This window comes from Streptomyces sp. NPDC017936 (genome assembly GCF_044328485.1).
Classification (GTDB): Bacteria; Actinomycetota; Actinomycetes; order Streptomycetales; family Streptomycetaceae; genus Streptomyces.
Map to the genome: position 1 here is coordinate 45,804 of NZ_JBIRHK010000029.1, position 22,285 is coordinate 68,088.

21 protein-coding genes and 1 pseudogene are annotated in these 22,285 nt (G+C 75.4%); 16 read left to right on the forward strand and 6 right to left on the reverse strand.

What is annotated here, in order from left to right:
* The first annotated feature begins 127 nt into the window (after positions 1–127).
* Complete coding sequence (locus tag ACH4F6_RS38425; protein ID WP_397965269.1) at positions 128–1,153, forward strand: O-antigen ligase family protein; 1,026 nt, start codon at positions 128–130, stop codon at positions 1,151–1,153.
* A 2-nt stretch (positions 1,154–1,155) separates the two neighbouring features.
* On the opposite strand, the gene ACH4F6_RS38430 is transcribed toward ACH4F6_RS38425, so the two are convergent.
* Complete coding sequence (locus ACH4F6_RS38430) at positions 1,156–1,704, reverse strand: hypothetical protein (protein ID WP_397965224.1); 549 nt, start codon at positions 1,702–1,704, stop codon at positions 1,156–1,158.
* A gap of 105 nt (positions 1,705–1,809) precedes the next feature.
* Positions 1,810–2,595, reverse strand: a complete 786-nt coding sequence (locus ACH4F6_RS38435; protein ID WP_397965226.1) for a glutamate racemase — start codon at positions 2,593–2,595, stop codon at positions 1,810–1,812.
* 39 nt (positions 2,596–2,634) lie between these two features.
* Here ACH4F6_RS38435 and ACH4F6_RS38440 point away from each other — a divergent pair, with 39 nt between their 5' ends.
* Positions 2,635–3,828, forward strand: a complete 1,194-nt coding sequence (locus ACH4F6_RS38440) for a glycosyltransferase (RefSeq protein WP_397965227.1) — start codon at positions 2,635–2,637, stop codon at positions 3,826–3,828.
* Between the two features lie 24 nt (positions 3,829–3,852).
* Here the strand turns inward: ACH4F6_RS38440 and ACH4F6_RS38445 are convergent, their stop codons facing one another.
* Complete coding sequence (locus tag ACH4F6_RS38445; protein WP_397965229.1) at positions 3,853–5,145, reverse strand: TerD family protein; 1,293 nt, start codon at positions 5,143–5,145, stop codon at positions 3,853–3,855.
* 300 nt (positions 5,146–5,445) lie between these two features.
* Between ACH4F6_RS38445 and ACH4F6_RS38450 the strand changes: the two genes are divergently transcribed.
* From ACH4F6_RS38450 to ACH4F6_RS38465, 4 genes are all read left to right on the forward strand, one after another.
* Positions 5,446–5,877, forward strand: a complete 432-nt coding sequence (locus ACH4F6_RS38450) for a DUF6643 family protein (protein ID WP_397965231.1) — start codon at positions 5,446–5,448, stop codon at positions 5,875–5,877.
* A 44-nt stretch (positions 5,878–5,921) separates the two neighbouring features.
* Positions 5,922–6,743 (forward strand): MOSC domain-containing protein, encoded by an 822-nt coding sequence (locus tag ACH4F6_RS38455; protein ID WP_397965233.1) that lies wholly within the window; start codon positions 5,922–5,924, stop codon positions 6,741–6,743.
* Between the two features lie 178 nt (positions 6,744–6,921).
* Entirely contained in the window at positions 6,922–7,527 is a 606-nt protein-coding gene (locus tag ACH4F6_RS38460; protein WP_397965236.1) for a hypothetical protein, read from the forward strand.
* Positions 7,528–7,692: 165 nt separating this feature from the next.
* A complete protein-coding gene (locus ACH4F6_RS38465) occupies positions 7,693–10,134 on the forward strand; it encodes a right-handed parallel beta-helix repeat-containing protein (RefSeq protein WP_397965237.1) in 2,442 nt (813 codons plus the stop codon).
* Here the strand turns inward: ACH4F6_RS38465 and ACH4F6_RS38470 are convergent.
* Positions 10,131–12,551: a hypothetical protein gene (locus tag ACH4F6_RS38470; RefSeq protein WP_397965239.1), complete on the reverse strand. Its 2,421-nt coding sequence runs from the start codon at positions 12,549–12,551 to the stop codon at positions 10,131–10,133. The two genes, ACH4F6_RS38465 and ACH4F6_RS38470, sit on opposite strands and share 4 nt — an antisense overlap.
* 306 nt (positions 12,552–12,857) lie before the next feature.
* On the opposite strand from ACH4F6_RS38470, the gene ACH4F6_RS38475 reads away from it, so the two are divergent.
* Positions 12,858–13,688, forward strand: a complete 831-nt coding sequence (locus ACH4F6_RS38475; protein ID WP_397965240.1) for a DeoR/GlpR family DNA-binding transcription regulator — start codon at positions 12,858–12,860, stop codon at positions 13,686–13,688.
* 28 nt (positions 13,689–13,716) lie between these two features.
* A pseudogene (locus ACH4F6_RS38480) lies at positions 13,717–14,214 on the forward strand (SRPBCC family protein).
* 74 nt (positions 14,215–14,288) lie between these two features.
* On the opposite strand, the gene ACH4F6_RS38485 reads toward ACH4F6_RS38480, so the two are convergent.
* The gene (locus tag ACH4F6_RS38485; RefSeq protein WP_397965242.1) at positions 14,289–15,413 is read right to left on the reverse strand and encodes a PLP-dependent cysteine synthase family protein; all 1,125 of its coding nucleotides are present in this window, start codon (positions 15,411–15,413) and stop codon (positions 14,289–14,291) included.
* A 339-nt stretch (positions 15,414–15,752) separates the two neighbouring features.
* Here ACH4F6_RS38485 and ACH4F6_RS38490 point away from each other — a divergent pair, with 339 nt between their 5' ends.
* The 6 genes from ACH4F6_RS38490 to ACH4F6_RS38515 all read left to right on the forward strand — a co-directional run bounded on the left by ACH4F6_RS38490 (position 15,753) and on the right by ACH4F6_RS38515 (position 19,648).
* Positions 15,753–16,076, forward strand: coding sequence for a hypothetical protein (locus ACH4F6_RS38490; protein WP_397965243.1), 324 nt, complete (start codon positions 15,753–15,755; stop codon positions 16,074–16,076).
* Between the two features lie 213 nt (positions 16,077–16,289).
* A complete protein-coding gene (locus tag ACH4F6_RS38495) occupies positions 16,290–16,829 on the forward strand; it encodes an ATP-binding protein (protein WP_397965245.1) in 540 nt (179 codons plus the stop codon).
* 311 nt (positions 16,830–17,140) lie between these two features.
* Positions 17,141–17,719 (forward strand): TetR/AcrR family transcriptional regulator, encoded by a 579-nt coding sequence (locus ACH4F6_RS38500; protein ID WP_397965247.1) that lies wholly within the window; start codon positions 17,141–17,143, stop codon positions 17,717–17,719.
* Between the two features lie 126 nt (positions 17,720–17,845).
* On the forward strand, positions 17,846–18,439 hold the full coding sequence (locus ACH4F6_RS38505) for a DUF4865 family protein (protein WP_397965249.1): 594 nt from the start codon (positions 17,846–17,848) through the stop codon (positions 18,437–18,439).
* Positions 18,436–19,344, forward strand: a complete 909-nt coding sequence (locus tag ACH4F6_RS38510; protein ID WP_397965251.1) for a phosphotriesterase — start codon at positions 18,436–18,438, stop codon at positions 19,342–19,344. Before ACH4F6_RS38505 ends, ACH4F6_RS38510 begins: the two co-directional genes overlap by 4 nt.
* Positions 19,345–19,462: 118 nt before the next feature.
* Entirely contained in the window at positions 19,463–19,648 is a 186-nt protein-coding gene (locus tag ACH4F6_RS38515) for a DUF1272 domain-containing protein (protein ID WP_397965252.1), read from the forward strand.
* A gap of 139 nt (positions 19,649–19,787) precedes the next feature.
* Here ACH4F6_RS38515 and ACH4F6_RS38520 read toward each other — a convergent pair whose 3' ends face one another.
* A complete protein-coding gene (locus ACH4F6_RS38520) occupies positions 19,788–20,675 on the reverse strand; it encodes an NAD(P)-dependent oxidoreductase (RefSeq protein ID WP_397965253.1) in 888 nt (295 codons plus the stop codon).
* Positions 20,676–20,753: 78 nt separating this feature from the next.
* Between ACH4F6_RS38520 and ACH4F6_RS38525 the strand changes: the two genes are divergently transcribed.
* Positions 20,754–21,338: a TetR/AcrR family transcriptional regulator gene (locus ACH4F6_RS38525; RefSeq protein ID WP_397965254.1), complete on the forward strand. Its 585-nt coding sequence runs from the start codon at positions 20,754–20,756 to the stop codon at positions 21,336–21,338.
* Positions 21,339–21,511: 173 nt separating this feature from the next.
* A complete protein-coding gene (locus tag ACH4F6_RS38530; RefSeq protein ID WP_397965256.1) occupies positions 21,512–22,279 on the forward strand; it encodes an SDR family NAD(P)-dependent oxidoreductase in 768 nt (255 codons plus the stop codon).
* Positions 22,280–22,285: the final 6 nt, after the last annotated feature.

A 22,285-nucleotide genomic window follows, 5' to 3' on the forward strand; every position in this document is an offset into this window, starting at 1 on the left:
GCCGGGGCGGGTCACGGTCGCGGGGAGACCGGGTTCGGGGGGACGCGTGAGGTCCACGGGGACAACGTCCGCGGTCGGCCAGGACGCGGACGACGGGGAAAGACGAAACGTTTCGGACGCGGTGGGCGTGGTGGTGCTCGGCGCCTGCGCCGCCTGGTCGCTGATCACCGCCGCCGCGGGTGACGGACGGCCCGAGGGCGTCCTGCTCGCGGTGCTGGCCGTGTCCGCCGGATACGCGTCGGGGCGGATCTTCGGGGTGCTCCTGCCGGTCGCCGCGCCGTGCGCGGCGGCGCTGGCCGGGCTCGCCCTGACGGTGGCCCTGCCCCGGCTCGCCCCGGGGCCCGAGATCGCCGCGCCTCCGGGCCGGGCGGGCGCCACGGCCGCGGTGCTCACCCTGTCGGCCGGGGCCGCGTGCTGCGCGGCGTGGGCCGCGCGGGGGCCCGTCCTGCGGTTCGCGCTGGGGGTGCTGGCCGGCGGCGTCGCGGTGGCCGGGGCGGCCCTGGGGTCGACGACGGCGGTGGTCGCCTGCTGCGGCGTGCTGCTGTGCTCCCTGGCGGCCGGCCGCGTGCGGCAGCGGGGGGCGGGCCTCGCCGCACTGGCCCTGGCGGCGGCCGCCGTGACGGGCCTGACCTGGGCGACCGCCGGGAACGCGGTGCCCGGTGGGCTCGCCGCGTCCCTGGAGGACCGGCTGACCGCGCACCGGGTCGGCCTGTGGCGCGACGCCCTGCGGCTGGCCGGGGACGACATCGTCCTCGGCATCGGTCCCGGGCGCTTCGGGGAGCTGAGCGCGACGGCCGCCTCGCGGTCGGCCCCGTCCGACGGCAAGCCGCACTCCGCTCCGCTGCAGATGGCCGCGGAGCAGGGTGCCGTCGGTGTGCTGCTGCTGGTGGCGGCCTTCTGCTGGGTGCTGTTCGCCCTGTGGCGCGCCCCACGGCCGACGCCGGTCGTGCTCACGGCGGGTGCCGCCCTCACGGCGCTGGCGGCGGTCGCCGCGGTCGGCAACGCGCTGAGCTTCACCACCGTGCCGGTCGGCGCGGGCCTGCTGGCCGGCCTCGCCACGGCCCGTCCGCTCGCCGTGGAACCGGCGGCGGCCGAGGTGCCGGCGAGGTTCGAGCGGGGGCTGCGCCCGCGCGACGACCGCCCGGCCGCCTGAGGTCAGTGCGCCGTGCCGGGCGTGCTCTGCCGCAGCCGGGCCCTGATGACCCGTACGGCCGACTCGGCGTCGTCCACGGTGATGGTGAACGTGTGGCCGTCCCAGAGCCGCAGCACCACGCCCTCGCCGCGCCGCACGACGACCGCGGTGCCCTTCTCCGGCCGCCAGCGGTAGCCCCAGCCGCCCCAGTGGCGCGGGGTCACGTGCGGTTCGAAGTCGGCTCCGGCGACGTGGGCCAGCGGGATCCGGCGGCGCGGCAGGCCGATGTGGCCGCAGCGGATCTCCAGGCACTCCTTGTCGAGCTTGAGGTCGACGTGGACGAAGGCGAGGGTGCCGAAGAGGACCAGCAGTCCGGCGGCGATGCAGCCGACGACGGACATGACCAGCGGCGCGACACCGGACGCCCACGCGGAGTCGACCGCCAGCTCGATGCCGAGCGCCACGCAGGCGGCTCCGGCGAGGGCGAGCAGCCACTGGAAGCGGTTGGTGGCGCGTCCGTGCCAGACGTCGGGGTGCGGGGCGTTCTCGTCACGGGGGTGGTGGTCCCTCATATCGATGAGGTTACTCAGGTTTCGCTCCGCCGGTACCGGGTCGCACAGGGTGACTGCGCCGGCCGGAGGACAACGGGGTGCGCGCGGCCGGCCGGCGGCGGGCGGTCACCGGACGGGGCTGGCCGCCCGGAGGAGCCGGCCCTCCGCGTAGGCGAGGGCGGGCGCCGGAAGCACGCCTTCGCGGCCGCTGAGCAGCACGGTCACCGTGCCGGTGGTCGCCGCCGCGGGCTCGGGGCGGGCGCCGACGCGGCGCAGGGCCTGTGCGGCCACGGCACCGGCCGAGCCGTGCAGGACGAGCGGGGGCCGGCCGGCGCGCTGCACGGCGGCGCGGATGCGTTCGGCGACGAGTTCGTAGTGGGTGCAGCCCAGGACGACGGTCGTCACGTCCTCGGGGGTCAGCGCGGCGGCCGCCGCGACGGCGGCGTCGATCGCCGTCTCGTCCGCGTGCTCCACCGCTTCGGCCAGGCCCCAGCAGGGCACCTCGGCGACGGTGACGCCGTCGGCGAACTCCTCGATGAGTCCGCGCTGGTAGGGGCTGCCGGTGGTGGCGGGCGTGGCCCAGATCGCGACGGGGCCGCCGCCGGCCGCGGCCGGCTTGATCGCGGGGACGGTGCCGATCACCGGGATGTCCGGCTCCAGGCGGGCGCGCAGGGTGGGCAGGGCGTGCACGGTGGCCGTGTTGCAGCCGACGATGAGCGCCTCGGGGCGGTGGGCGGCGGCGGCCTCGGCGACGGCCACCGCGCGCGCGGTGAGGTCCTCGGGAGTGCGCGGTCCCCAGGGCATGCCGTCGGGGTCCAGGGACAGCACGAGATCGGCGTCGGGGCGCAGGCGCCGTACCGCGGCGGTGGCCGCCAGCAGCCCGATTCCGGAGTCCATGAGCGCGATCTTCACCCGGCCACCTTAGACGATGCGCCCTCGGCGCCCGGCCCGGTGGGGCAGACTGCGCGCGTGAGCGCCTTCGCGTGGACCGCCGCCGTGTCCCTCGCCGCCTGGTTGTGGCTGCTGCTCTGCCAGGGCTTCTTCTGGCGCACGGACGTGCGGCTGCCGCCGCGCCGGGAGCCGCGGGAGTGGCCGTCGGTGGGTGTCGTCGTCCCCGCGCGCGACGAGGCGGCCGTGCTCCCCGCGAGCCTGCCGTCGCTGCTCGCGCAGGACTATCCGGGACGCGCGGAGGTCTTCCTCGTCGACGACGGCAGCAGCGACGGCACCGGGGAGCTGGCCCGCGCGCTCGCGCGGCGGCACGGCGGGCTGCCGCTGACGGTGGGCTCGCCGGGCGAGCCGCCCGCCGGCTGGACCGGGAAGCTGTGGGCGGTGCGGCACGGCATCGGCCTGGCACGCGCGCGTGACCCCGAGTACCTCCTGCTCACGGACGCCGACATCGCGCACGCGCCCGACAGTCTGCGCCGGCTGGTGGCGGCCGCGCGCACCGGCGGCTTCGACGTCGTCTCCCAGATGGCGCGGCTGCGGGTGGAGACGCCGTGGGAGCGGCTGATCGTGCCGGCCTTCGTCTATTTCTTCGCGCAGCTGTACCCGTTCCGCCGGATCGGCCGGCCCGGATCGCGCACGGCGGCCGCGGCGGGCGGCTGCGTGCTGCTGCGCGCGGACGCCGCCGAGCGGGCCCGCGTCCCGGAGGCCGTCCGGCACGCCGTCATCGACGACGTGGCCCTCGCGCGGGCCGTGAAGGCGAGCGGCGGCCGGATCTGGCTCGGGCTGGCCGAGGGCGTGGACAGCGTGCGCCCGTATCCGGGGCTGCGCGACCTGTGGCGGATGGTCTCGCGCAGCGCCTACGCCCAGCTGCGGCACCATCCGGTGGTGCTGGCGGGCACGGTGCTGGGGCTGGCCGTGGTCTACCTGGTGCCGCCGGCGGCCCTCCTCGCCGGGCCGGTCCTGGGCGACGCGGCCGCGGCGGGCCTCGGCGGCGCCGCCTGGCTCGTGATGACGGGCACGTACGTCCCGATGCTCCGTTACTACGGCCGACCGCCGTGGCAGGCTCCGCTGCTGCCGTTCACCGCGTTCCTCTATCTCCTGATGACGGTGGACTCCGCGGTGCTGCACCACCGGGGGCGGGGCGCGGCCTGGAAGGGCCGCACCTACGCGCGTCCGGACGCGGTGGCCGACGAGGGCTGAGCGCCCTCGTCCTCCGAGGCGGGCCTACTTGCGGCCGGGGGTCCAGTTCATGCCCCAGCCGTAGGCGTGGTCGACGGTCCGCTGCGGGCTCACGCCACGCTGCGGGACCAGGTAGCGGGCCTCGCGCTGGACGACGAGGTCGCCGCCCTGGTTCGTGATCAGCGCGAGCGCGCACACGGTCGAGGGGACGGTGCACTCGTCGAGGGAGAAGTCGATCGGGGCGCCGTACTGGGGCTGCAGGGTGACCGTGGCGTGCAGGTCGGCGAAGGAGCGGGCGCCCTCGTAGACGGTCACGAAGACGAGGATGCGCCGGAAGTCGTTCTTGTGGTCGAGGTTGACGGTGAGGTTCTCGCCGGCGGCCGAGGCGCCGGTCCGGTCGTCGCCGTCGAGGTGGATGTACGGCGGGTGGTGCAGGGCGCCGAAGGCGTTGCCGAGGGACTGGACGACGCCCTTGCGGCCGTCGGCCAGTTCGAACAGGGCGCACAGGTCGAGGTCGAGGTCGTTGTGCAGCGCGACCGCGCGGCCGCGCTTGCTGCCCCACCCGGAGAACTGCTTGCGCACCTCCCAGTTGAGGTTCACGCGCATGACGCCCGAGGTTCCGCCCTGTTTGGTCAGCGACACCGAGGGGGCGGCCTTGGTGAGCGTCACCTTGGTGAGGCGGACCGGCGCGGCGGGCGGTGCCGGCGGCGGGGGCGGGGGCGGGGCGGAGTGGTGGACCGGCGGGGGCACCGTGGCGGGCGGCGCCGGGGGCGGGGGCGGAGGCGTGGGCGCGGCGGTCGCCGGGGGCGCCGTGTGCTGGGGCTCGTCGACGGTGATGCCGAAGTCCGTGGCCAGGCCCTCCAGGCCGCTGCCGTAGCCCTGTCCGACGGCCCGGAACTTCCAGGCGCCCTGGCGGCGGTAGAACTCGCCCAGCACGAAAGCGGTCTCGACGGTGGCGCCGGTGCTGTCGAAGCGGGCGACCACGGTGTCGCGCGCCGCGTCCCGCACCTCGATGCGGAGGTCCGGCACCTGCCCGAAGGTGCCGCCGTCGGCCGAGGCGGCCAGGACGACGGTCTCGATCGAGGGCTCCACGCGCGCGAGGTCGACGAGGAGGCTGTCGGTCACCTGCCCCGCGGCGTTCCGCTTGCCCTCGTGGCGGACCGCGCCGGAGGAGTGCTCCGCCTGGTTGTAGAAGACGAAGTCGGCGTCGGACCGGACCTTTCCCCCGACGAGCAGCAGCGCCGAGGCGTCCGCGTCGGGCACGCCCGGCCCCGAGCGCCAGCCCACCTCGACCCGGAGCGCCGTGGTCGGCACCGGCGTGTTGGATCCCTTCGACATTGACATGTCCGCGCCCCCATCACATGATCCCGCGCCGGGCCGCTCGCCTCGGCACCCATCGGGTTTTCCACCGCTCAACCTATGCGGCCGGGCGACGAACTCACATCCGGGAGGCGGAAACACCTTCGCCCAACCGCCGGTAACCCTCCCGGAGCTTGGCTTTTACCCGATCCGGGCGGCGATTGCCGCCCTTTTTTCCCACGTTCGCTCGCATTGGGGATCCCGCGTCACCCCGGACACGGAAAACAACCCTCTTATCGGTCTCCCCAACCAGCACATCGTGGGCTTAACTTATGTGCCATGACCTCCCCCCGCTCCACTTATGGCGGCGGCTACTACTCCGCCTCCTTCCCGGACACCCCGATCTACGACTCGCTCGTGGCCGAGCGGGGCACCCCGCAGATCGCCCCGATCCGGGTCCCCGCCGAGTACGCCACGCCGGGCAGCAGCCTGCCCGCGCTGCCCTCGGCGCTGCCCGCCCTCCCGGCGGCCCCGTCCCAGCCCTCCTACGGCTACCCGCAGGCGCAGCAGCCCGCCCCGCTGCAGCAGGCCCCGGCGGCCTACATCCCGCCGCAGGCCACCGCGCCGCGCGGCTATCCCGGTCCGCAGGTGCAGCAGCCGCGCCCGGCGGCGCCCGCCATGGGCTACGAGGCGATGCGCCCCGCGGCTCCCCGGCCCGCCGCCCCCCAGTACCAGGATCCGTACAACAACCAGCAGTACCGCGGCTACTGAGCCGGCCCGGTGGGGTCGTCCGCGCCGCCTGGCAGGATGACCCCATGGGCACTGCGCGACTGCTGTCGATCCACGTTCATCCGGTCAAGGCGTTCCGGGGCCTGTCGCCCCGGGAGGCCGTCGTGGAGCCCTGGGGGCTGGCCGGAGACCGACGCTGGGCGCTGATCGACGACGGGGGAAAGGTCGTCACGCAACGCCAGCAGCCGCGCCTCGCGCTGGCCGCCGCCGAGCTCCTGCCCGGTGGCGGCCTCCGGCTGTCCGCGCCCGGGCTCGAGCCGCTCACCGTGCGGGTGCCGGAGCCGGTGGAGACGGTCTCGCTGGAGATCTTCCGGGACAAGGTGGAGGGGGTCCTCGCCGACCGGGCCGCGCACGCGTGGTGCAGCGCCCACCTCGGCGCCGACGTCCGTCTGGTGCACATGGACGACCCCGCGACACGCCGTCCCGTCGACCCGGAGTACGCACGGCCCGGCGAGACGGTCGCGTTCGCCGACGGCTATCCGCTGCTGGTCACCGCCGCCTCGTCCCTGGACGCCCTCAACTCCCTGATCGCCGGGGGCGAGCACGCCGCCGAGGGTCCGCTGCCGATGGACCGTTTCCGGCCCAACGTGGTCGTGGCGGGCACCGAGCCGTGGGCCGAGGACGGCTGGACCCGGCTGACGATCGGCGAGGTGTCCTTCCGGGTCGCCAAGCCCTGCGGGCGGTGCGTCGTGACCACGACCGACCAGGCCACCGCGGACCGCGGCAGGGAGCCGCTGTTCACCCTGGGCCGGCACCGCCGTCTCGGGGGCAGGCTGGTCTTCGGCCAGAACCTGGTGCCCCTGTCCCGCGGCACGATCCGGGTCGGCGATCCGGTCACGGTCGAGTAGTTCCGGCCGACCTCCCCCGGCCCGGCGCCGCGCGGGAACCACGGTGCGTGCCCGGGTCGTTCGCTCCGACGAGACGCCCGTGCGAGGCCGCGGGCGCGCGGGACGCCGCTCTCTGCGACCGGTCCCCCGCGCGCACGGCCCGACAGGGCGGCGTCCCGGAGCGGAAGGGGGTGGGACGGTGCACGCGATCGGCGGTCTCCGGCGCTGGCGGCACAATCCGCTGCGCCGCACGACGGACCTGGTGGAGGGGTGGGTCGCCCTGTCGGCGCTGCTGCTCGTCCTCCTGGTGGCGCCCGCCGTGGGCGCGCTCGTCGGCGCCGTGGCCCAGGACGCGTTGCAGGAGTCGGTCCGCGAGCAGCGCGCGGCGCGGCATCAGGTCACGGCCACCGTCGTGCGGAAGCTGGACGGTCCGGTGCCCGAGGCCGATCCCGAGAGCGCCGGCGGGCGGGACGCGCGCACCCGGGTGATCGCCGGCTGGACCGCGCCGGACGGCACCGCGCACCACGCCGCGGTCCTGGCGGACCTGAAGTCCCCCCGTCCCGGGGACCGCTTCGGGATGTGGACGGACACGCACGGCCGTCCGGTGGCCCGCCCGCTCGACTCCGCCACGGCGACGACACACGCCGTCCTCGCCGGTTTCGGCGCCGCCCTGTTCACCGCCGGCGTCGTCGAGGGCGTCCGCAGAATGATCGTCCGGCACATGGTCCGCCGTCGTTACGCCCGTTGGGACCAGGCATGGGACCGTGCGGGGCCGGATTGGGGACGTACCGGCACCGGGAGCTGACAGCGTCGCGTCTCTGGTCGGTCCACGGCCCGTGCGCACGCTACGGTGGACCGGCCGGCCCAGGTCGGCATCGACCCGCGCGCGAGGGAGCCGCCGGGGTGCCGCTGTGGCGCCCCCGCGGCGAACGAGCCATCAGCACGACCGAGGTGGGGGCACGACAACGCCATGGCACAGGGCACGGTCCAGGTGACGCACACCGGCGCATCGCGGTGGCGGCGCCGCACGGGTGAGTACGCATCGCTCGCCGCCGCCCTGGAGGCCGCGGCCGAGGGCGACGTCCTCACCATCGCTCCCGGCACCTACCGGGAGAACCTCGTCGTGGAGCGGGCCGTGACCCTGCGCGGTCCCGAGGGGCTCCCCGGTGCCGTGCGCATCGCGCCCGCGGACGGCGTGCCGCTCACCGTGCGCGCCTCGGCCGTCGTCCAGGACCTGCACGTGGAGGGCCAGGACGCGGCCGCGCCCGCGGTGCTCGTCGAGGAGGGCACGCCCGAACTGCTGGACCTGCGGATCGTCACCCGGTCGGCGGCCGGCGTCGAGGTGCGCGGCGACGCCCGTCCGACGGTCCGCCGGTGCTCGGTGGACAACCCGGCCGGCGTCGGCATCGCCGTGGTCGACGGCGGCGGCGGTGTCTTCGAGGAGTGCGAGGTCGTCGCGGCCGGACAGGCCGGCGTCGCGGTGCGCGGGGGCGCCCACCCCCGCCTGGAGCGCTGCCGGGTGCACCACGCCTCGGGCGCCGGCCTGAGCGCCACCGGCGACAATTCCGCGCTGGAGGCGGTGGGGTGCGAGGTCCACGAGGTCCGCGGCACCGGTGTGCAGATCACCGCCCGGGCCACCGCGCACCTGACCGACTGCGAGGTCCACAGCACCACGGCCGACGGGGTCACCCTCGACACGGACGCCGTGCTCACCCTGGCCGACTGCCGCATCCACGACATCCCGGAGAACGCGATCGACCTGCGCTCGCGCGCCGTTCTCACGCTGACGCGCACGACGGTGCGTCAGTTCGGGCGCAACGGCCTGTCGGTGTGGGACCCGGGCACCCATGTGGACGCCAACCAGTGCGAGATCTTCGGCAGCACCGGCGACTACCCGGCCCTGTGGGTCAGCGACGGCGCCACCATGGTGCTGGACTCCTGCCGGGTGCACGACGTGCCGGACGCGCTGTTCGTCCTGGACCGCGGCTCCCGCGCGGACGTCGTCGACAGCGACCTGTACCAGGTGCGCAACACGGCCGTGTCGGTGAGCGACGGCGCGACCGCCAAGCTCGACGAGTGCCGGATCCGGGAGGCCGCGACGGGCGCCTGGTTCCGTGACCACGGCAGCGGCGGCACCCTCAGCAACTGCACCCTGGAGACCCTCCAGACCGGTGTGATCGTCACCAAGGGCGCGGACCCCACCGTGGAGCGCTGCACCGTCGACGCGTCCGCCGAGGCCGGTGTCTACGTCTCGGCCGGAGGCCGCGGCAGCTTCCTGAACTGCCGGGTGACGAACAGCAACGGCTACGGCTTCCACGTGATAGACGGTTGCCGGACGACGCTGCGCAAGTGCCGCACCGCGCGCTGCGCACGCGGGGGTTACGAGTTCGCGGACGGCGGTGCGGACGCCGGGGCCGGGTCGGGCCCCGTCGTCGAGGACTGCACGAGCGACGAGAGCGCGAGCCTGCTCACCCCGCCGTCGGCGGAACGGGAGACGGCCGTGCAGACGACTCCCGGGGCAGGAGTCCTCGGCGGGGTGCCCGAGCAGCGGGGAGACGTACCCGCGGCGCCGTCGGCCGGCGCGGGACCGCAGCGGCCGGAGCGGACCTCGAAGGACGTCCTCGGCGAACTCGACGCGCTGGTCGGCCTGGAGAGCGTCAAGCGCGAGGTGCGGGCGCTGACCGACATGATCGAGGTGGGCCGGCGCCGGCAGCGGGCGGGGCTGAAGGCCGCGTCCGTCAAGCGCCACCTGGTCTTCACGGGCTCCCCCGGCACCGGCAAGACGACGGTCGCGCGTCTGTACGGCGAGATCCTCGCCGCGCTGGACGTGCTGGAGCGGGGCCATCTCGTCGAGGTGTCCCGCGTCGACCTGGTCGGCGAGCACATCGGCTCCACCGCGATCCGCACCCAGGAGGCCTTCGAACGGGCCCGCGGCGGTGTGCTGTTCATCGACGAGGCCTACGCCCTGTCACCGGAGGACGCCGGGCGCGACTTCGGCAAGGAGGCCATCGACACGCTCGTGAAGCTGATGGAGGACCACCGGGACGCCGTGGTCGTCATCGTCGCGGGGTACACCGCCGAGATGGAGCGCTTCCTCTCCGTCAACCCCGGTGTGGCGTCCCGTTTCTCCCGCACGATCACCTTCGGCGACTACGGCCCCGAGGAGCTGCTGCGGATCGTCGAGCAGCAGGCCGAGGAGCACGAGTACCGGCTCGCGCCGGGCGCCGCCGAGGCGCTGCTGAAGTACTTCACGGAGATCCCGAAGGGCCCCGCCTTCGGCAACGGCCGGACCGCGCGCCGGACCTTCGAGGTGATGGTGGAGCGGCACGCGAGCCGGGTGGCGCAGGTGGCGGAGCCGAGCACGGACGACCTGACGCTGCTGTACCCGGAGGACCTGCCCGAACTGCCCTAGCCGAACCCGCTCCCGTCCCCCGGGGCCGCGGCGCCGTCCGCCGCCGGGCGCCGCGGCTCCCCCGTCCGCGACTGCTGGTGCGGGACCTGCGGCCGCAGCCGCGCCAGCAGCAGTTCGCGCTCCTCGGCGAACGCCGGGTCCGCCTGGTAGTCGGAGTGGCCGAGGATCGGCGCGGGCAGCGGGTGGTCCTCGGTGCGGCCGTACGCGAGCGGGTCCGCGAGGGGCTCGCGGTCGACCGCGGGACAGCAGGCGTCGCCGGACAGCCGGACCGGGCCGCCGATGGGGTCGGTGAGCCGGTGGAGGTTGCGCCAGCAGTCGACCTCCTGGTGCAGGGCGTGCAGCGCGTCGGGACCGAAGTGGGCCGGGAACCAGCGTCCGTAGAGGCGCTCGATCGGGGAGCCGTAGGTGAGCAGCGCGACCCGTCCGCGGTCGGCCGCCGTCAGCTGCCAGGCCGCGGCGGCCGCGAGGACGCTGCCCTGGGAGTGGCCGGAGATCACCAGGCGGCCGCCGGTGGAGCGCGTCCAGGCGGCCACGCGCCAGGTCAGGTCGGGCACCGCGCGCTCGGCGTAGCAGGGCGGGGAGAAGGGGTGGGCGGCACGCGGCCAGAAGGTGCCGACGTCCCAGAGGATGCCGATGGTGCGCCGGGCCGAGGCGTCCTTGTAGGCGCGCCGGCCCCAGGTGACGAAGAGGAGGAAGCCGAGCCCGATCAGCCAGGAGCCGAGTGCCTGGCCGGTCTGCGCGGCGCCCTGGACGAAGGGGGGCGCGCCCTCGGCGGCCCGGCTGGGCGTCCTGCCCGTGGCGAAGGCGCCGATCAGGGCCGCCGCGCCGAGCAGCAGGGTCATGGCGGAGGTGGCGGCCACCAGCAGCGGGGCGCGGTCGGTGAGGGTGGCGAGCGCGCGGGCGCGGGCGATGCGCTGGGTGCGGGCCGGGTCGCCGGGGACGGCGCCGTAGTCGCGGGCCACCGTCGCCCGCTCGGCCCGGGCCAGGCGCAGGGCGCCGCGGCCGAGCAGACCGCCCAGGACGAGCAGCACGATGAGCAGGACCGGGATCACGGACGCCTGCCAGGTCAGCAGCACCGGCGGGCCGGGGAGGAAGGTGCCGGTGCCGTCGAGCCAGTCGGAGACGCGCTGGGAGACGCCGCCGGACATCACGCCGCCCAGCGCGCAGGCCAGCATCGCGACGGCGGGTCCGCCCAGGCCGTGCAGCGCGGTGCGCCTCCCGGGGTCGCCGGCGGAGCGGTACAGGGCCGAGGCGACGACGGCCAGGGCGATCACCAGGGCGCCCTGGACCAGCGCGATCCCGCCGAAGGCCAGGTCGCCGGGGAGACGTCCGGCCGACTCCCAGCCGGGGCGCTGCCAGCCCGCGTACACCAGGGTGAGGGCGAGCAGGGCGAGGGCGGCCAGGGGCAGGCCCCGGACGAGGCGGGCGTCGAGCGCGCGGTCGAGACGGCGTTCGCTGCGGCCCCGGCGGCACACCACCCAGACGGTGGCGAGGGCGCCGGCCGCCAGGGCGGCTTCCAGGAGCCGGCCGAGGACGTCGAGGAGGGCGGGGCCGCCCGGCCCGCGGTCCTGGCGGGCGGCGGCCGTGCCGACCGCGGCGGCCACGGTGAGCAGGCCGGCGGCGGTGTGGGCCGCGCGCAGCCGGGCCACCAGGCGGCGCCCGTACCAGAACCCGGGGTGGCTGAGGGCGGTGTGACCGGGCGCGTCCTCGGGCTCGGTCCTGCCGCTCGGGGGCTCCTGGGACTCGTAGGCCCGCCAGGTGCGGTGGGAGAGGTACCACAGGAGGCCGGTGAGGGCGGCCGGGACGGCGGCCGCGAGGGCGAGGCGCCGGCCGGGCTGGGTCCACCAGCCGCCGTCCCTGACCGCGGGGGACAGGAAGCCCAGCCAGGAGTGGCGTTCGGCGCACGCGCGGGTGCCCGCGCACTGCCAGGCCGTCAGGTCGAGGGCGACCTCGCAGGCCGCGGCGACGAACAGCACGGTCAGGGTCAGGCCGGCGAGCCGCACCAGCAGGCCGTGGAGGCGGACCGTGCGGGTGCGTTCCGTCGACGCGGGGCGCATCCAGTGGGCGAGGTTGACGACCATGAACGGCAGCAGCAGGAGCCACAGGGCGCGCGTGCCGTTGCCGGAGGTCAGGTTGCACCAGACGTAGGCCTCGGGGACGGGCCGGTCCCGGGAGCCGCCGGGCGCGGTGGCGGCCGGACCCGCTCGGCCGGAGCCGTCGACGCGACCGGCGTGGTCGGCGTCCACGTCGTCGGCGCGGCGGAACACGGCGGCCGTGTCGTCGCCGGTGATCCGCACCGTGCGCGGATCGTTCAGCATCTTCTCGGGCGTGGCCCCGCCCACGCCGTGGACCAGGAGTTCCAGGGCGGCTCCGGCCGCCGGCCGAGCGGTGACGGCCCGTTCCTGCGCACGTTCCACTGTTCTCGCACTTCCCCCGTGACGCGCTGTCGACATCCGTGTGCGTGCGGGCACCAGGATCTCCACTCGGCGGCCCGCGCACACCCGTTGTCACCGAATCTCCCCCGTTCCGTGTGCCGAACGGGACCGACGCACGGCACAGGAGTGACATGCGCGCGTCGGGTGGGTGGTGGCGCGGCCGTCGGCCGCCCGTGCGAGGATGGGACGCCCGCGCCCCGCCGACCGGCACACCGCCCTCGTCGTCGCAGGTGTGCGAGGCGTGTCGGACGGAGCGGGTCGGGTTGAGGCGAGAGGACCGGAGCGGACGTGAGTGAGAATCAGAACCTCCTCGCGGAGCAGCGCCGCGCCCTGATCCTGGACGAGGTCCGGCGCCGTGGGGGCGTCCGCGTCAACGAACTGACCCGCAAGCTCGGCGTGTCGGACATGACGGTGCGCCGCGACCTCGACGCGCTGGCCCGGCAGGGCGTCCTGGAGAAGGTGCACGGCGGCGCGGTGCCCGTCGTGGAGGCGAGCACCCACGAGCCGGGCTTCGAGGCGAAGTCGGGCCTGGAGCTGACCGCCAAGGAGGACATCGCGCGGGCGGCGGCGGAGCTGGTCGCGCCGGGCAGCGCCATCGCGCTGTCGGGCGGGACGACCACGTTCGCGCTGGCGCACCGGCTGGTCGACGTGCCGGATCTGACGGTGGTGACCAACTCGGTGCGGGTGGCCGACGTCTTCCACGGGGCGCAGCGCGCGTCGGGCCCCCGGCAGGGCGCCGCCACGGTGGTGCTGACCGGCGGGGTGCGCACGCCGTCGGACTCGCTGGTGGGCCCGGTGGCCGACCAGGCCATCGCGGCGCTCCACTTCGACGTGCTGTTCCTCGGTGTGCACGGGATATCGGCGGAGGCCGGGCTGTCGACGCCGAACCTGGCGGAGGCCGAGACCAACCGGCGCCTGGTGCAGTCGGCGCGCCGGGTCGTGGTGGTGGCCGACCACACGAAGTGGGGTGTGGTGGGGCTCAGTTCCTTCGCCGCGCTGGAGCAGGTCGACACCCTGGTGACGGACTCCGGCCTGCCCGACGAGGCGCGCGCCGAGATCTCCGAGCACCTGCGGCGGCTGGTGGTCGCGGGTGAGCCCGACGAGGGTGCGGACGACTGACGAGGGCGCCGGTCAGGGGGACACACCCGTGTTCCCCGGTGCTGAGGGGGTTGCGCGCACGGCTCGTCGGCTGCGGCCGGAAGGGCTCGGCTTCGTCGGGACCGCGCCCGTACGGCTCGTCTTCGCACGGGAGGTGTCCGCTCCCCCGGGCCGGGTCTTCCCCGTCCTCGCCGAGGACGTGACCGGCTGGGCCGCGCGGTCCCCGGCGGTGACGTCGGCGGGGCCGCTGGACGGCGGCGCGGGGCGCGGGGTACGGCTCAGGAGCGGGACGCGGGCCCGGGAGACGGTGCTCGTGGCGAAGGAGCCCGAGCTGTGCGCCTACCGGGCCGACGTCATCGACGCGCCGGGCGTCCCGGGCCCTGGGTCGAGGAGTGGCGGCTCGCGCCCGCCGGAACGGGCACGCGCGTGCAGGGGACGTTCGCGGCGGACGGGACGGCCGCCTTCCGGGGCGTGCTGCGGCCGGCCGGGGCGGACGTTCCGGGACGCGGTGAGGCGGCTGGACCGCAGGCTCATGACGTCGGCGTGACCGCGCAGCGCGGCACGGGACCGGAGCGGAGACCCGTGGCGCCGTCGTGACGCTCCGGTCCGGGGGCGGACGCGTCAGTCCGGCAACACGCCCGTCGTCAGCAGCGTGTCGATCGCCGTGGTGTACGGGGCGATGTCCAGGCCCTGCTCGGCGAGCCAGGCGTCGGAGTAGTACTTGTCGAGGTAGCGGTCGCCGGGGTCGCACAGCAGGGTGACCACGCTGCCCTGCCGCCCGTCGGCGACCATCTCGGCGACGATCTTCAGCGCGCTCCACAGGCCGGTGCCGGTCGAGCCGCCCGCCTTGCGGCCGATGACCCCCTCCAGGGCCCGGACGGCGGCGACGCCGGCGGCGTCCGGGACCTTCATCATCCGGTCGACGGCGCCGGGGACGAAACTCGGTTCCATACGGGGCCGGCCGATGCCCTCGATACGGGAGCCGCAGTCGCAGGTGACGTCCGGATCGCCGGTGGTCCAGCCCTCGAAGAAGCAGGAGTTCTCCGGGTCGGCGACACAGATGCGGGTGTCGTACTGCATGTAGTGGACGTACCGGGCGAGGGTCGCGGACGTGCCGCCGGTGCCGGCGGTGGCGACGATCCACGCGGGCTCCGGGAACCGCTCCCACCGCAGCTGGCGGAAGATGGACTCGGCGATGTTGTTGTTGCCGCGCCAGTCCGTCGCCCGTTCCGCGTAGGTGAACTGGTCCATGTAGTGGCCCCCGGTCTCCACCGCGAGGCGGGCGGACTCCTCGTACATCTTCCGCGAGTCGTCCACGAAGTGGCACCGGCCGCCGTGGAACTCGATCAGGCGGATCTTCTCGGCGCTCGTCGTGCGCGGCATGACGGCGACGAAGGGCACGCCGATCAGCTTGGCGAAGTACGCCTCGGACACGGCCGTCGAGCCACTGGACGCCTCGATCACCGGGCGGCCCGGCCGGATCCAGCCGTTGCACAGGCCGTAGAGGAACAGGGAACGGGCGAGGCGGTGCTTGAGGCTGCCGGTCGGGTGGGTCGACTCGTCCTTGAGGTACAGGTCGACGCCCCACGGCTCGGGCAGCGGGAAACGCAGCAGGTGCGTGTCGGCCGAGCGGTTGGCGTCGGCCTGGACCCTGCGGACGGCTTCTTTCAGCCAGGTGCGGTAGGCGGGGTCGCTGCGGTCGACGTCGAGCGTGGCGCCGGACAGGGTCTGCTGGGGAGTGGTCACGGCGGGGCTCCTTCGTGCTGCACACCGACGGCGCCTCACGGGGCCGACGCTCCGATCATAGGCACCGTCCGCACCACTTCCCACCTGCATAAACGCAACTTTGAGGGGCTCAAAGACGGTCCTGGGGCCCAGGGTGCGCGGGGTGGGGGGCGCACGCGCGCGAATGCTCCGGCCGCTCGCGGACAGCGCGCCGTGCGCACTGGTGCTCGACGCCGTGCGCGGGCAGACTGCACCCCGGCGGGACGAAGGTCCCGGACGGGGGCGCACACTGCATCGCGACACGAGCCGGTTCCGGCCCGCACGGACACGCGGGCCGGAGCCCACGGGCAAGGGGGCGGCATGGCGGAGCCGGAGTTCACGGCGACGGGCGTGCGGATAGGGAAGCGGCTGCGTTCGCTCACCCGGGCCGGACAGGTCCGGATCAGCGACGGCCGGCTGGAGTTGCTCACCAGCTACGGCAGCGAGATCGACAGCGCGCCGGTGCAGGCGGTCCGCGCCTCCAGGCCCTGGTTCGCGTCGGAGGACCGGGCGCTGGCGGACCTCAACGGCAAGCGGTACCTGCTGACCCTGGGCGACCACGACCCCGCGCCGGGCGAGCCGGGACCGCCCGCGGCGCGCCGGTTCATCGAGGCCGTGCACAGGGCGGCCGGGCGCAAGGGCTGAGCCGGCCGCGGACCGTGATCGGGACGCGACGGCGAGTTGCGTTCCCGAACCCCTTGCGTCACGCTGGTCTCACGTCACTCTGGGTTTACCGGCGATAACGCTGCGAACCAGCCCGCCGGCCATGACAGCAGGCGGCCGCCCTCGCGCAGACGCACTGCTCCGATCGATCCGAACTCCGTGTTCTTCCGGACCTCACGTCGGGGAGTCGCAGCCGTGATCAGCAACCCAAGCAGGCACTGCACGGTGGAGCTTCAAGCCCTGCCGTCGCGGATCGGCCAGGTCCGCAGAATCGTATCGGCGCAGTTGCGCTACTGGCATCTGGATCCCCTGATAGACCGGGCGGCGCTCGGCGTGACCGAGCTGTTGACCAACGTCCACCGGCACGCCCGGCCCGACAAGACGTGCGTCGTGGAGCTGGAGTTGCTGCTCGACCGGCTCACCGTCTCCGTGCGCGACCGCGACCCGCGGCTCCCGGTGGTGGAGGACGTCGAGCACACCGACGCCCTCGCCACACGCGGGCGCGGGCTCGCGATGGTGGCCGCGGTGAGCGAGAGCTGGGGCGTGCGGCCGGACGGCGAGTCCGGTAAGGTCGTGTGGTTCACGCTGCCGGCGGTCGCCACGGTGCGCGACAGGGCGGCGCGGCCGCCGCGCCGGACCGGAGCGGACCAGGGCGCCCGGCTGTTCCCCGAGGTGGTGGCGGTCGACGACCGCAGGCCGGCACACGCTCCCGCCCGGTCGGCCGTCGTCGGCTGACCGGGCGGTGACCCCTCCCCCGTGGAGGGGTCGTTCCGTGTGCAGCCGGCCGGGGGCGGACCGCGTCCCCCGAGGACGTGAGTCCGCTCCGGGCCGCGCGGCGCGCCCGCCGGGGACGGCCGCACGGTGCGGCGCGGGCGCGCCGCGGTCCTGCGGGCCGGCCGACCGTCATCGGCTCACGGGGCCGTGGGCACTCGCCCCGCGGCGGTTTCGGCCCGAAGCCGTTCCGGCCGCCGTGCGCACACCGCCGCCCTTGACGGCCGGCATCGACGCGACCGGGCTCCGCGCTTTCGACTTCTGTAACTACTGGTATGTACAGTGACCTCGTGAGCACTTCCGAGCGACTGATCGAGTCCACCCGGGAACTGCTCTGGGAGCGCGGCTACGTGGGCACGAGCCCCAAGGCGATCCTGGAGCGGGCCGGCGCGGGACAGGGCAGCATGTACCACCACTTCCGGGGCAAGCCGGATCTCGCCCTGGCGGCGATCCGCAGGACGGCCGAGGAGCTGCGGGCCGCCGCCGAGGGAGTGCTCGGCGGGCCCGGCACCCCGTACGAACGGATCAGGGCGTACCTGCTGCGCGAGCGCGACGTGCTGCGGGGCTGCCCGGTCGGGCGGCTGACCATGGATCCGGACGTCGTCGCGAGCGAGGAACTGCGCGCACCGGTCGACGAGACGATCGGCTGGCTGCGGGGGCGGCTCGCCGGGATCGTCGAGGAGGGCAAGGCGCGCGGGGAGTTCGGGCCCGGACTGGACGGCGAGGAGATCGCCGCGGCCGTCGTCGCGACCGTGCAGGGCGGCTACGTCCTCGCCCGCGCCTCGGGATCGCCGGCCGCGTTCGACGCGGGCGTCCAGGGGCTGCTGTCCCTCCTGTCCCCCCGGTCCCGCTAGGAGTCCCCCGCCGTCCGGCCGGGGTTTCCCGCCGTCCCGCCGGAAGTGCCCGCCGTTCCCCGGAAGGTCCCGCCCCGCCGGGGGGACGGCGGGACCGCACGACCACCCATCGCCCGAGGAGACCCGATGCACGCCATGCAGTACGAACTGACACTGCCCGCCGACTACGACACGGACATCGTCCGCGCGCGCGTGTCCCGCATCGGACACAAGCTCGACGACTGGGCCGGCCTCGGCCTCAAGGCGTACCTGCTGCGCGAGCGCGGGACGCACGGCTCGCCGGTCAACCAGTACGCCCCCTTCTACCTGTGGAACACCGTGCGGGGCATGAACGCCTTCCTCTGGGGCGGCCCGTTCCAGGGACTGAGCGACGACTTCGGCCGTCCCGCGGTGCGGCAGTGGACCGGCCTCGCGTACGAGGAGGGCGCGGCCGCCGGTTCCCCCGCCCGGTTCGCGGTGCGGTGCCGCCGGCCGGTGCCGGACGGCGTGGTGTACGCCGAGGCGATGCGGGAGGCGGTGGAGGAGGCCGGGCGGCTCGCACGGGAGGACGGGGCGGTGCTCGCGGCGGCCGCCGTCGACACGAGCCGGTGGGAGACCGTGCACTTCTCGCTGTGGGAGCACGGGGAGCCCGGTGCGGTGAAGGCCGACGGCGAGCTGTTCCAGGTGCTGCACGTGTCGGCGCCCGGGCGGGCCGGGCTGCCCGGCGGCCGGCAGTGGTGACCGCGGTCCGTACGGTGCTCGGGGACGTGCCGCCGGAGCACCTCGGCGTGTGCGACGCGCACGACCACCTCTTCTTCGGCAGCCCGCTCCTGCCCGGCCAGGAGCTGCGGAGCGTGTCGGCGGCGCGCGCCGAGCTGGCCGCGTTCCGGGCGCGGGGCGGCGGCGCGGTGGCCCAGTGGACGCCGTACGGACTCGGGCGGCGGGCGGCGGACCTGCCGGCGTTGTCCCGGGAGACGGGGGTGCACATCGTGGCGGCCACGGGGCTGCACCAGGACGTGCACTACGACGGGGCGACGCTGGACGGGCTGCGCGGGCGGTCGGCCGAGGTGTTCGTGGCCGAGCTGACGGAGGGCATCGGCACGTCGGGGGTCCGGGCCGGTTTCATCAAGGTCGCGGGCGGCTTCCACGGTCTCGACGCGCACGCCCGCCGCACCATGGCCGCCGCGGCCGAGGCGCACCACGCGACCGGCGCGCCCATCGCCGTCCACCTGGAGCTCGGGACCGGCGCGCTCGACGTACTCGACCTGCTGTGCGGGGAGTCGGGCGTACCGCCGCACCGAGTGATCCTCGGGCACCTCAACCGCTCCCCCGACGGCGTGCTGCACCGCCAGGCCGCCGAGTCGGGCTGTTACCTGGCGTTCGACGGCCCGTCCCGGGCCCACCACGCCACCGACTGGCGGATGCCGGACGCCGTCCGGGCCCTCGCCGAGGCGGGGTTCGGCGACCGGCTGCTGCTGGGCGGCGACACCACGACCGCCGCCGCCCGGTCGGTCGACGGCGGTCCGGGGATGCCGTACCTGCTGCGCCGGGTGCGGCCGCGGCTGGCGCTCGCCGTGGGCGAGGAGCTCGTGACGCGGATCCTGAGCGAGAACCCGGGGCGGGCCTTCGGCGTGGAGTGGCGCTGACGCCCGGGCCGGGGCGTGGCCGGATCGTGTCGGTTCCTGTCCCGCGCCACCGCTGCCACCGGCGACGGACGTGTCGAGGATGGGCACGGCACGTCACCCGCCGGAGACGAGGAGCAGCATGGCCCTGGAGATGCGTGACCGCTGCGAGCGCTGCACGACGGCCGTGCTGCCGCCCGACGCGCCGGCCCTGATCTGCTCCTACGAGTGCAGCTTCTGCCTGCCGTGCGGCGCGGAGATGCGGCACGTCTGCCCGAACTGCGGCGGCGAGCTGGTGGCCCGGCCGCGCCGCGCCGTCCCGGCCTGACGGGACGCCCGGCGGGGCCGGCCCCGAGGGGCCGGGGCGGCGGACCGGCCCCGGGGGCCGTCGGCGCGCCGGGGCGAGGGTGTTCCGTACCCCGCCCGAGCGTCCGGCCCTCCCCCGGGCGCCGTGCGGGGCGGGAGGGTCAGGTCCGGTCGTCGTCGAAGCTGGCGAAGTACGCGGCCGCCATGTCCTCGTCGGCGTGCCCCTGCGCGGCCGCACGCTCCAGCCGCTCCGCGCTCGCGGCCGCCACGTCGAGCCGCGCCCCGTTGCGCTCCCCCGCCTCCACGATCAGACGCGCGTCCTTCGCCGCCGTCGCCACCGCGAACTGCGGCGGCACCAGCCGGTCCTCCAGGACCAGGCCCGCCTTGGCCCGCAGGTATCCCATGTCCAGCGGACCGCCCTCGATCAGCCCGAAGAACGCCTGCGGATCGACCCCCAGCGACCGCGACAGCGCGAGCACCTCGCCCGCCGCGGCGGTGGCCGCGATCACCCAGCTGTTCGCCACCAGCTTCAACCGGGTCGCACTGGCCGCGCCACCGTCCTCACCCGTCCACACCGTCCGCGCCCCCACCGCCTCCAGCACCGGCGCCACGGCCTCCCGGTCCGCCGCCGGACCCGCCGCCAGCACCGTCAGCTGTCCCGCCTCCGCGGGCTGCCGTGTGCCCAGCACCGGCGCGTCGAAGAACACCAGACCCCGCTCCTCGGCGAAGCCCGCCAGCTCCGCGACCGCCTCGACACCCGCCGTCGTCGACTGGACCCACGCCACACCCGGACGCAGTGCCTCGGCCGCCTGCCGCATGACGTCGAGGACGGCCCGGCCGTCGTAGAGCATGGTCAGCACCACGTCGGCGCCCCGCACCGCCTCGGCGGGAGTGCCGGTGACGGTGACGCCGTCGGCCGCCAGCGGCTCGGCCTTGGCACGGGTGCGGTTCCAGGCCCGCACCGCGTGCCCGGCACGAGCGAGGTTGCGGGCCATCGCGGCACCCATGATGCCGGTGCCCAGGACACTCACGGTGAGCTTCTCGGTCATGACCTCAACCTACTCCCTCGAGCGGCCTTCAAGACGCTTTACTTGACCGTTCGTTCCACATTGACTTAGCGTCATCACATGGCGAGGACCAAGGAGTTCGACCCGGACGCGGCGTTGCGGGCGGCGCTGGAGCTGTTCTGGCGGCGCGGCTACGAGGCCACGTCGATGGCGGACCTCGTCGAGCACCTCGGCATCGGGCGGGCCAGCCTCTACGCGACCTTCGGCAACAAGCACGACCTGTACCTCGAGGCGCTGGACCGGTACGGGCGGACGCACCAGCCGCAGCTCGTCCGGGACCTGTCGCAGCCGGGGCCGGCCCTGCCCGCGGTGCGGGCGGTGGTGCGGCGGTTCGCGGCGGAGGCCGCGGACGAGTCGCGCCGGACGTACGGGTGCTTCGTCACGAACACGGCCGCGGAACTGGCGCCGCACGATCCGGCCGCGGCGCGCCGCGTCGAGGGGAGCTGGGAGCACCTGGAGACGCTGCTGCACTCGGCCCTCGTACGGGCCCAGGCGCAGGGCGAACTGCCCGCGGGACGCGACCCGTTGGCGCTGTCGCGCATGCTCCTGGTGCTGCTGCAGGGGCTCCGGGTGGTCGGCAAGGCGTCCTCGGACCCGGCGCGGGTGCGGGACGCGGCGGAGCAGGCGCTGCGCCTGCTGGACTAGCGGGGGCCGGGCGGCGGTCCCGGAGGCCGCCCGCTCCCGCCGCGGCCCCGTCCCGCCGAGCACCTCGTCCTGAAGCGCCTTCTGCGTCCGCACGCCCGCGTCGTCGACGCGTCTTCTCCTCCCACACGCTTTTCTCTCCCTTTAATGGAACGATCGGTCTGGAAAGGACTCGCATGTCCCGGAACCGTTTCCCCGGCCGCACCGCCCTCGTCACCGGCGGCGGCTCCGGCATCGGACGCGCCATCGCCCTCGCGTTCGCCTCGGAGGGCGCGCGGGTCGTCGTCGCCGGGCGGAACCGGACGGCGCTCGACGAGACCGTCGGCCTCGTCGAGCGGGCCGGCGGGACCGCGGCGGCGCACACGGCCGACGTGACGCGCGCCGCCGACGTCGCGGGACTCGTGCGGGCCGCCGTGGAGCGCTTCGGCTCGCTGGACGTCGCCGTCAACAACGCCGGCGTCTTCCGGGGCGGCCGGCCGGTCGCCGACCTGGACGAGGACGACTGGCGCACGGTGCTCGACACCAACCTCACCGGCGTCTTCCTCGCCCTGCGGGCCGAGGTCGGGCAGATGCGCGCCCAGCCGGGCGGCGGGGCGATCGTCAACGTCTCGTCCAACCTCGGTGCGCACCGGCAGGTGCCGGGCATCACCGCGTACGCCGCGAGCAAGGCCGCCGTCACCGCCCTCACCCGCGGGGCGGCGCTGGAGCACGTCCGGGACGGCGTCCGCATCAACTGCGTCAGTCCCGGCCCGTCCGACACGCCCATGTCGCTGCGGCCCGGGGAGACCGGGGCGGAGCGCGCCGCGCGGATGGAGGAGCAGTCGCCGCTGGGGCGGGTCGTGTCGACGGACGAGGTGGCCCGGGCGGTGCTGTATCTCGCGTCGGACGACGCGGCGGCCGTGGTCGGCGCCGACCTGGTCGTCGACGGCGGGGCCGTCCTGTAGCTCCCG

Bases quoted from the DNA above. Each gene is read 5' to 3' on its own strand.
- ACH4F6_RS38445 (WP_397965229.1), bottom strand. From the start codon at position 5,145: ATGTCGAAGGGATCCAACACGCCGGTGCCGACCACGGCGCTCCGGGTC.
- ACH4F6_RS38490 (WP_397965243.1), top strand. From the start codon at position 15,753: ATGGCGGAGCCGGAGTTCACGGCGACGGGCGTGCGGATAGGGAAGCGG.
- ACH4F6_RS38525 (WP_397965254.1), top strand. From the start codon at position 20,754: ATGGCGAGGACCAAGGAGTTCGACCCGGACGCGGCGTTGCGGGCGGCG.
- ACH4F6_RS38430 (WP_397965224.1), bottom strand. From the start codon at position 1,704: ATGAGGGACCACCACCCCCGTGACGAGAACGCCCCGCACCCCGACGTC.
- ACH4F6_RS38520 (WP_397965253.1), bottom strand. From the start codon at position 20,675: ATGACCGAGAAGCTCACCGTGAGTGTCCTGGGCACCGGCATCATGGGT.
- ACH4F6_RS38500 (WP_397965247.1), top strand. From the start codon at position 17,141: ATGTACAGTGACCTCGTGAGCACTTCCGAGCGACTGATCGAGTCCACC.
- ACH4F6_RS38450 (WP_397965231.1), top strand. From the start codon at position 5,446: ATGACCTCCCCCCGCTCCACTTATGGCGGCGGCTACTACTCCGCCTCC.
- ACH4F6_RS38455 (WP_397965233.1), top strand. From the start codon at position 5,922: ATGGGCACTGCGCGACTGCTGTCGATCCACGTTCATCCGGTCAAGGCG.
- ACH4F6_RS38530 (WP_397965256.1), top strand. From the start codon at position 21,512: ATGTCCCGGAACCGTTTCCCCGGCCGCACCGCCCTCGTCACCGGCGGC.
- ACH4F6_RS38505 (WP_397965249.1), top strand. From the start codon at position 17,846: ATGCACGCCATGCAGTACGAACTGACACTGCCCGCCGACTACGACACG.
- ACH4F6_RS38465 (WP_397965237.1), top strand. From the start codon at position 7,693: ATGGCACAGGGCACGGTCCAGGTGACGCACACCGGCGCATCGCGGTGG.
- ACH4F6_RS38515 (WP_397965252.1), top strand. From the start codon at position 19,463: ATGGCCCTGGAGATGCGTGACCGCTGCGAGCGCTGCACGACGGCCGTG.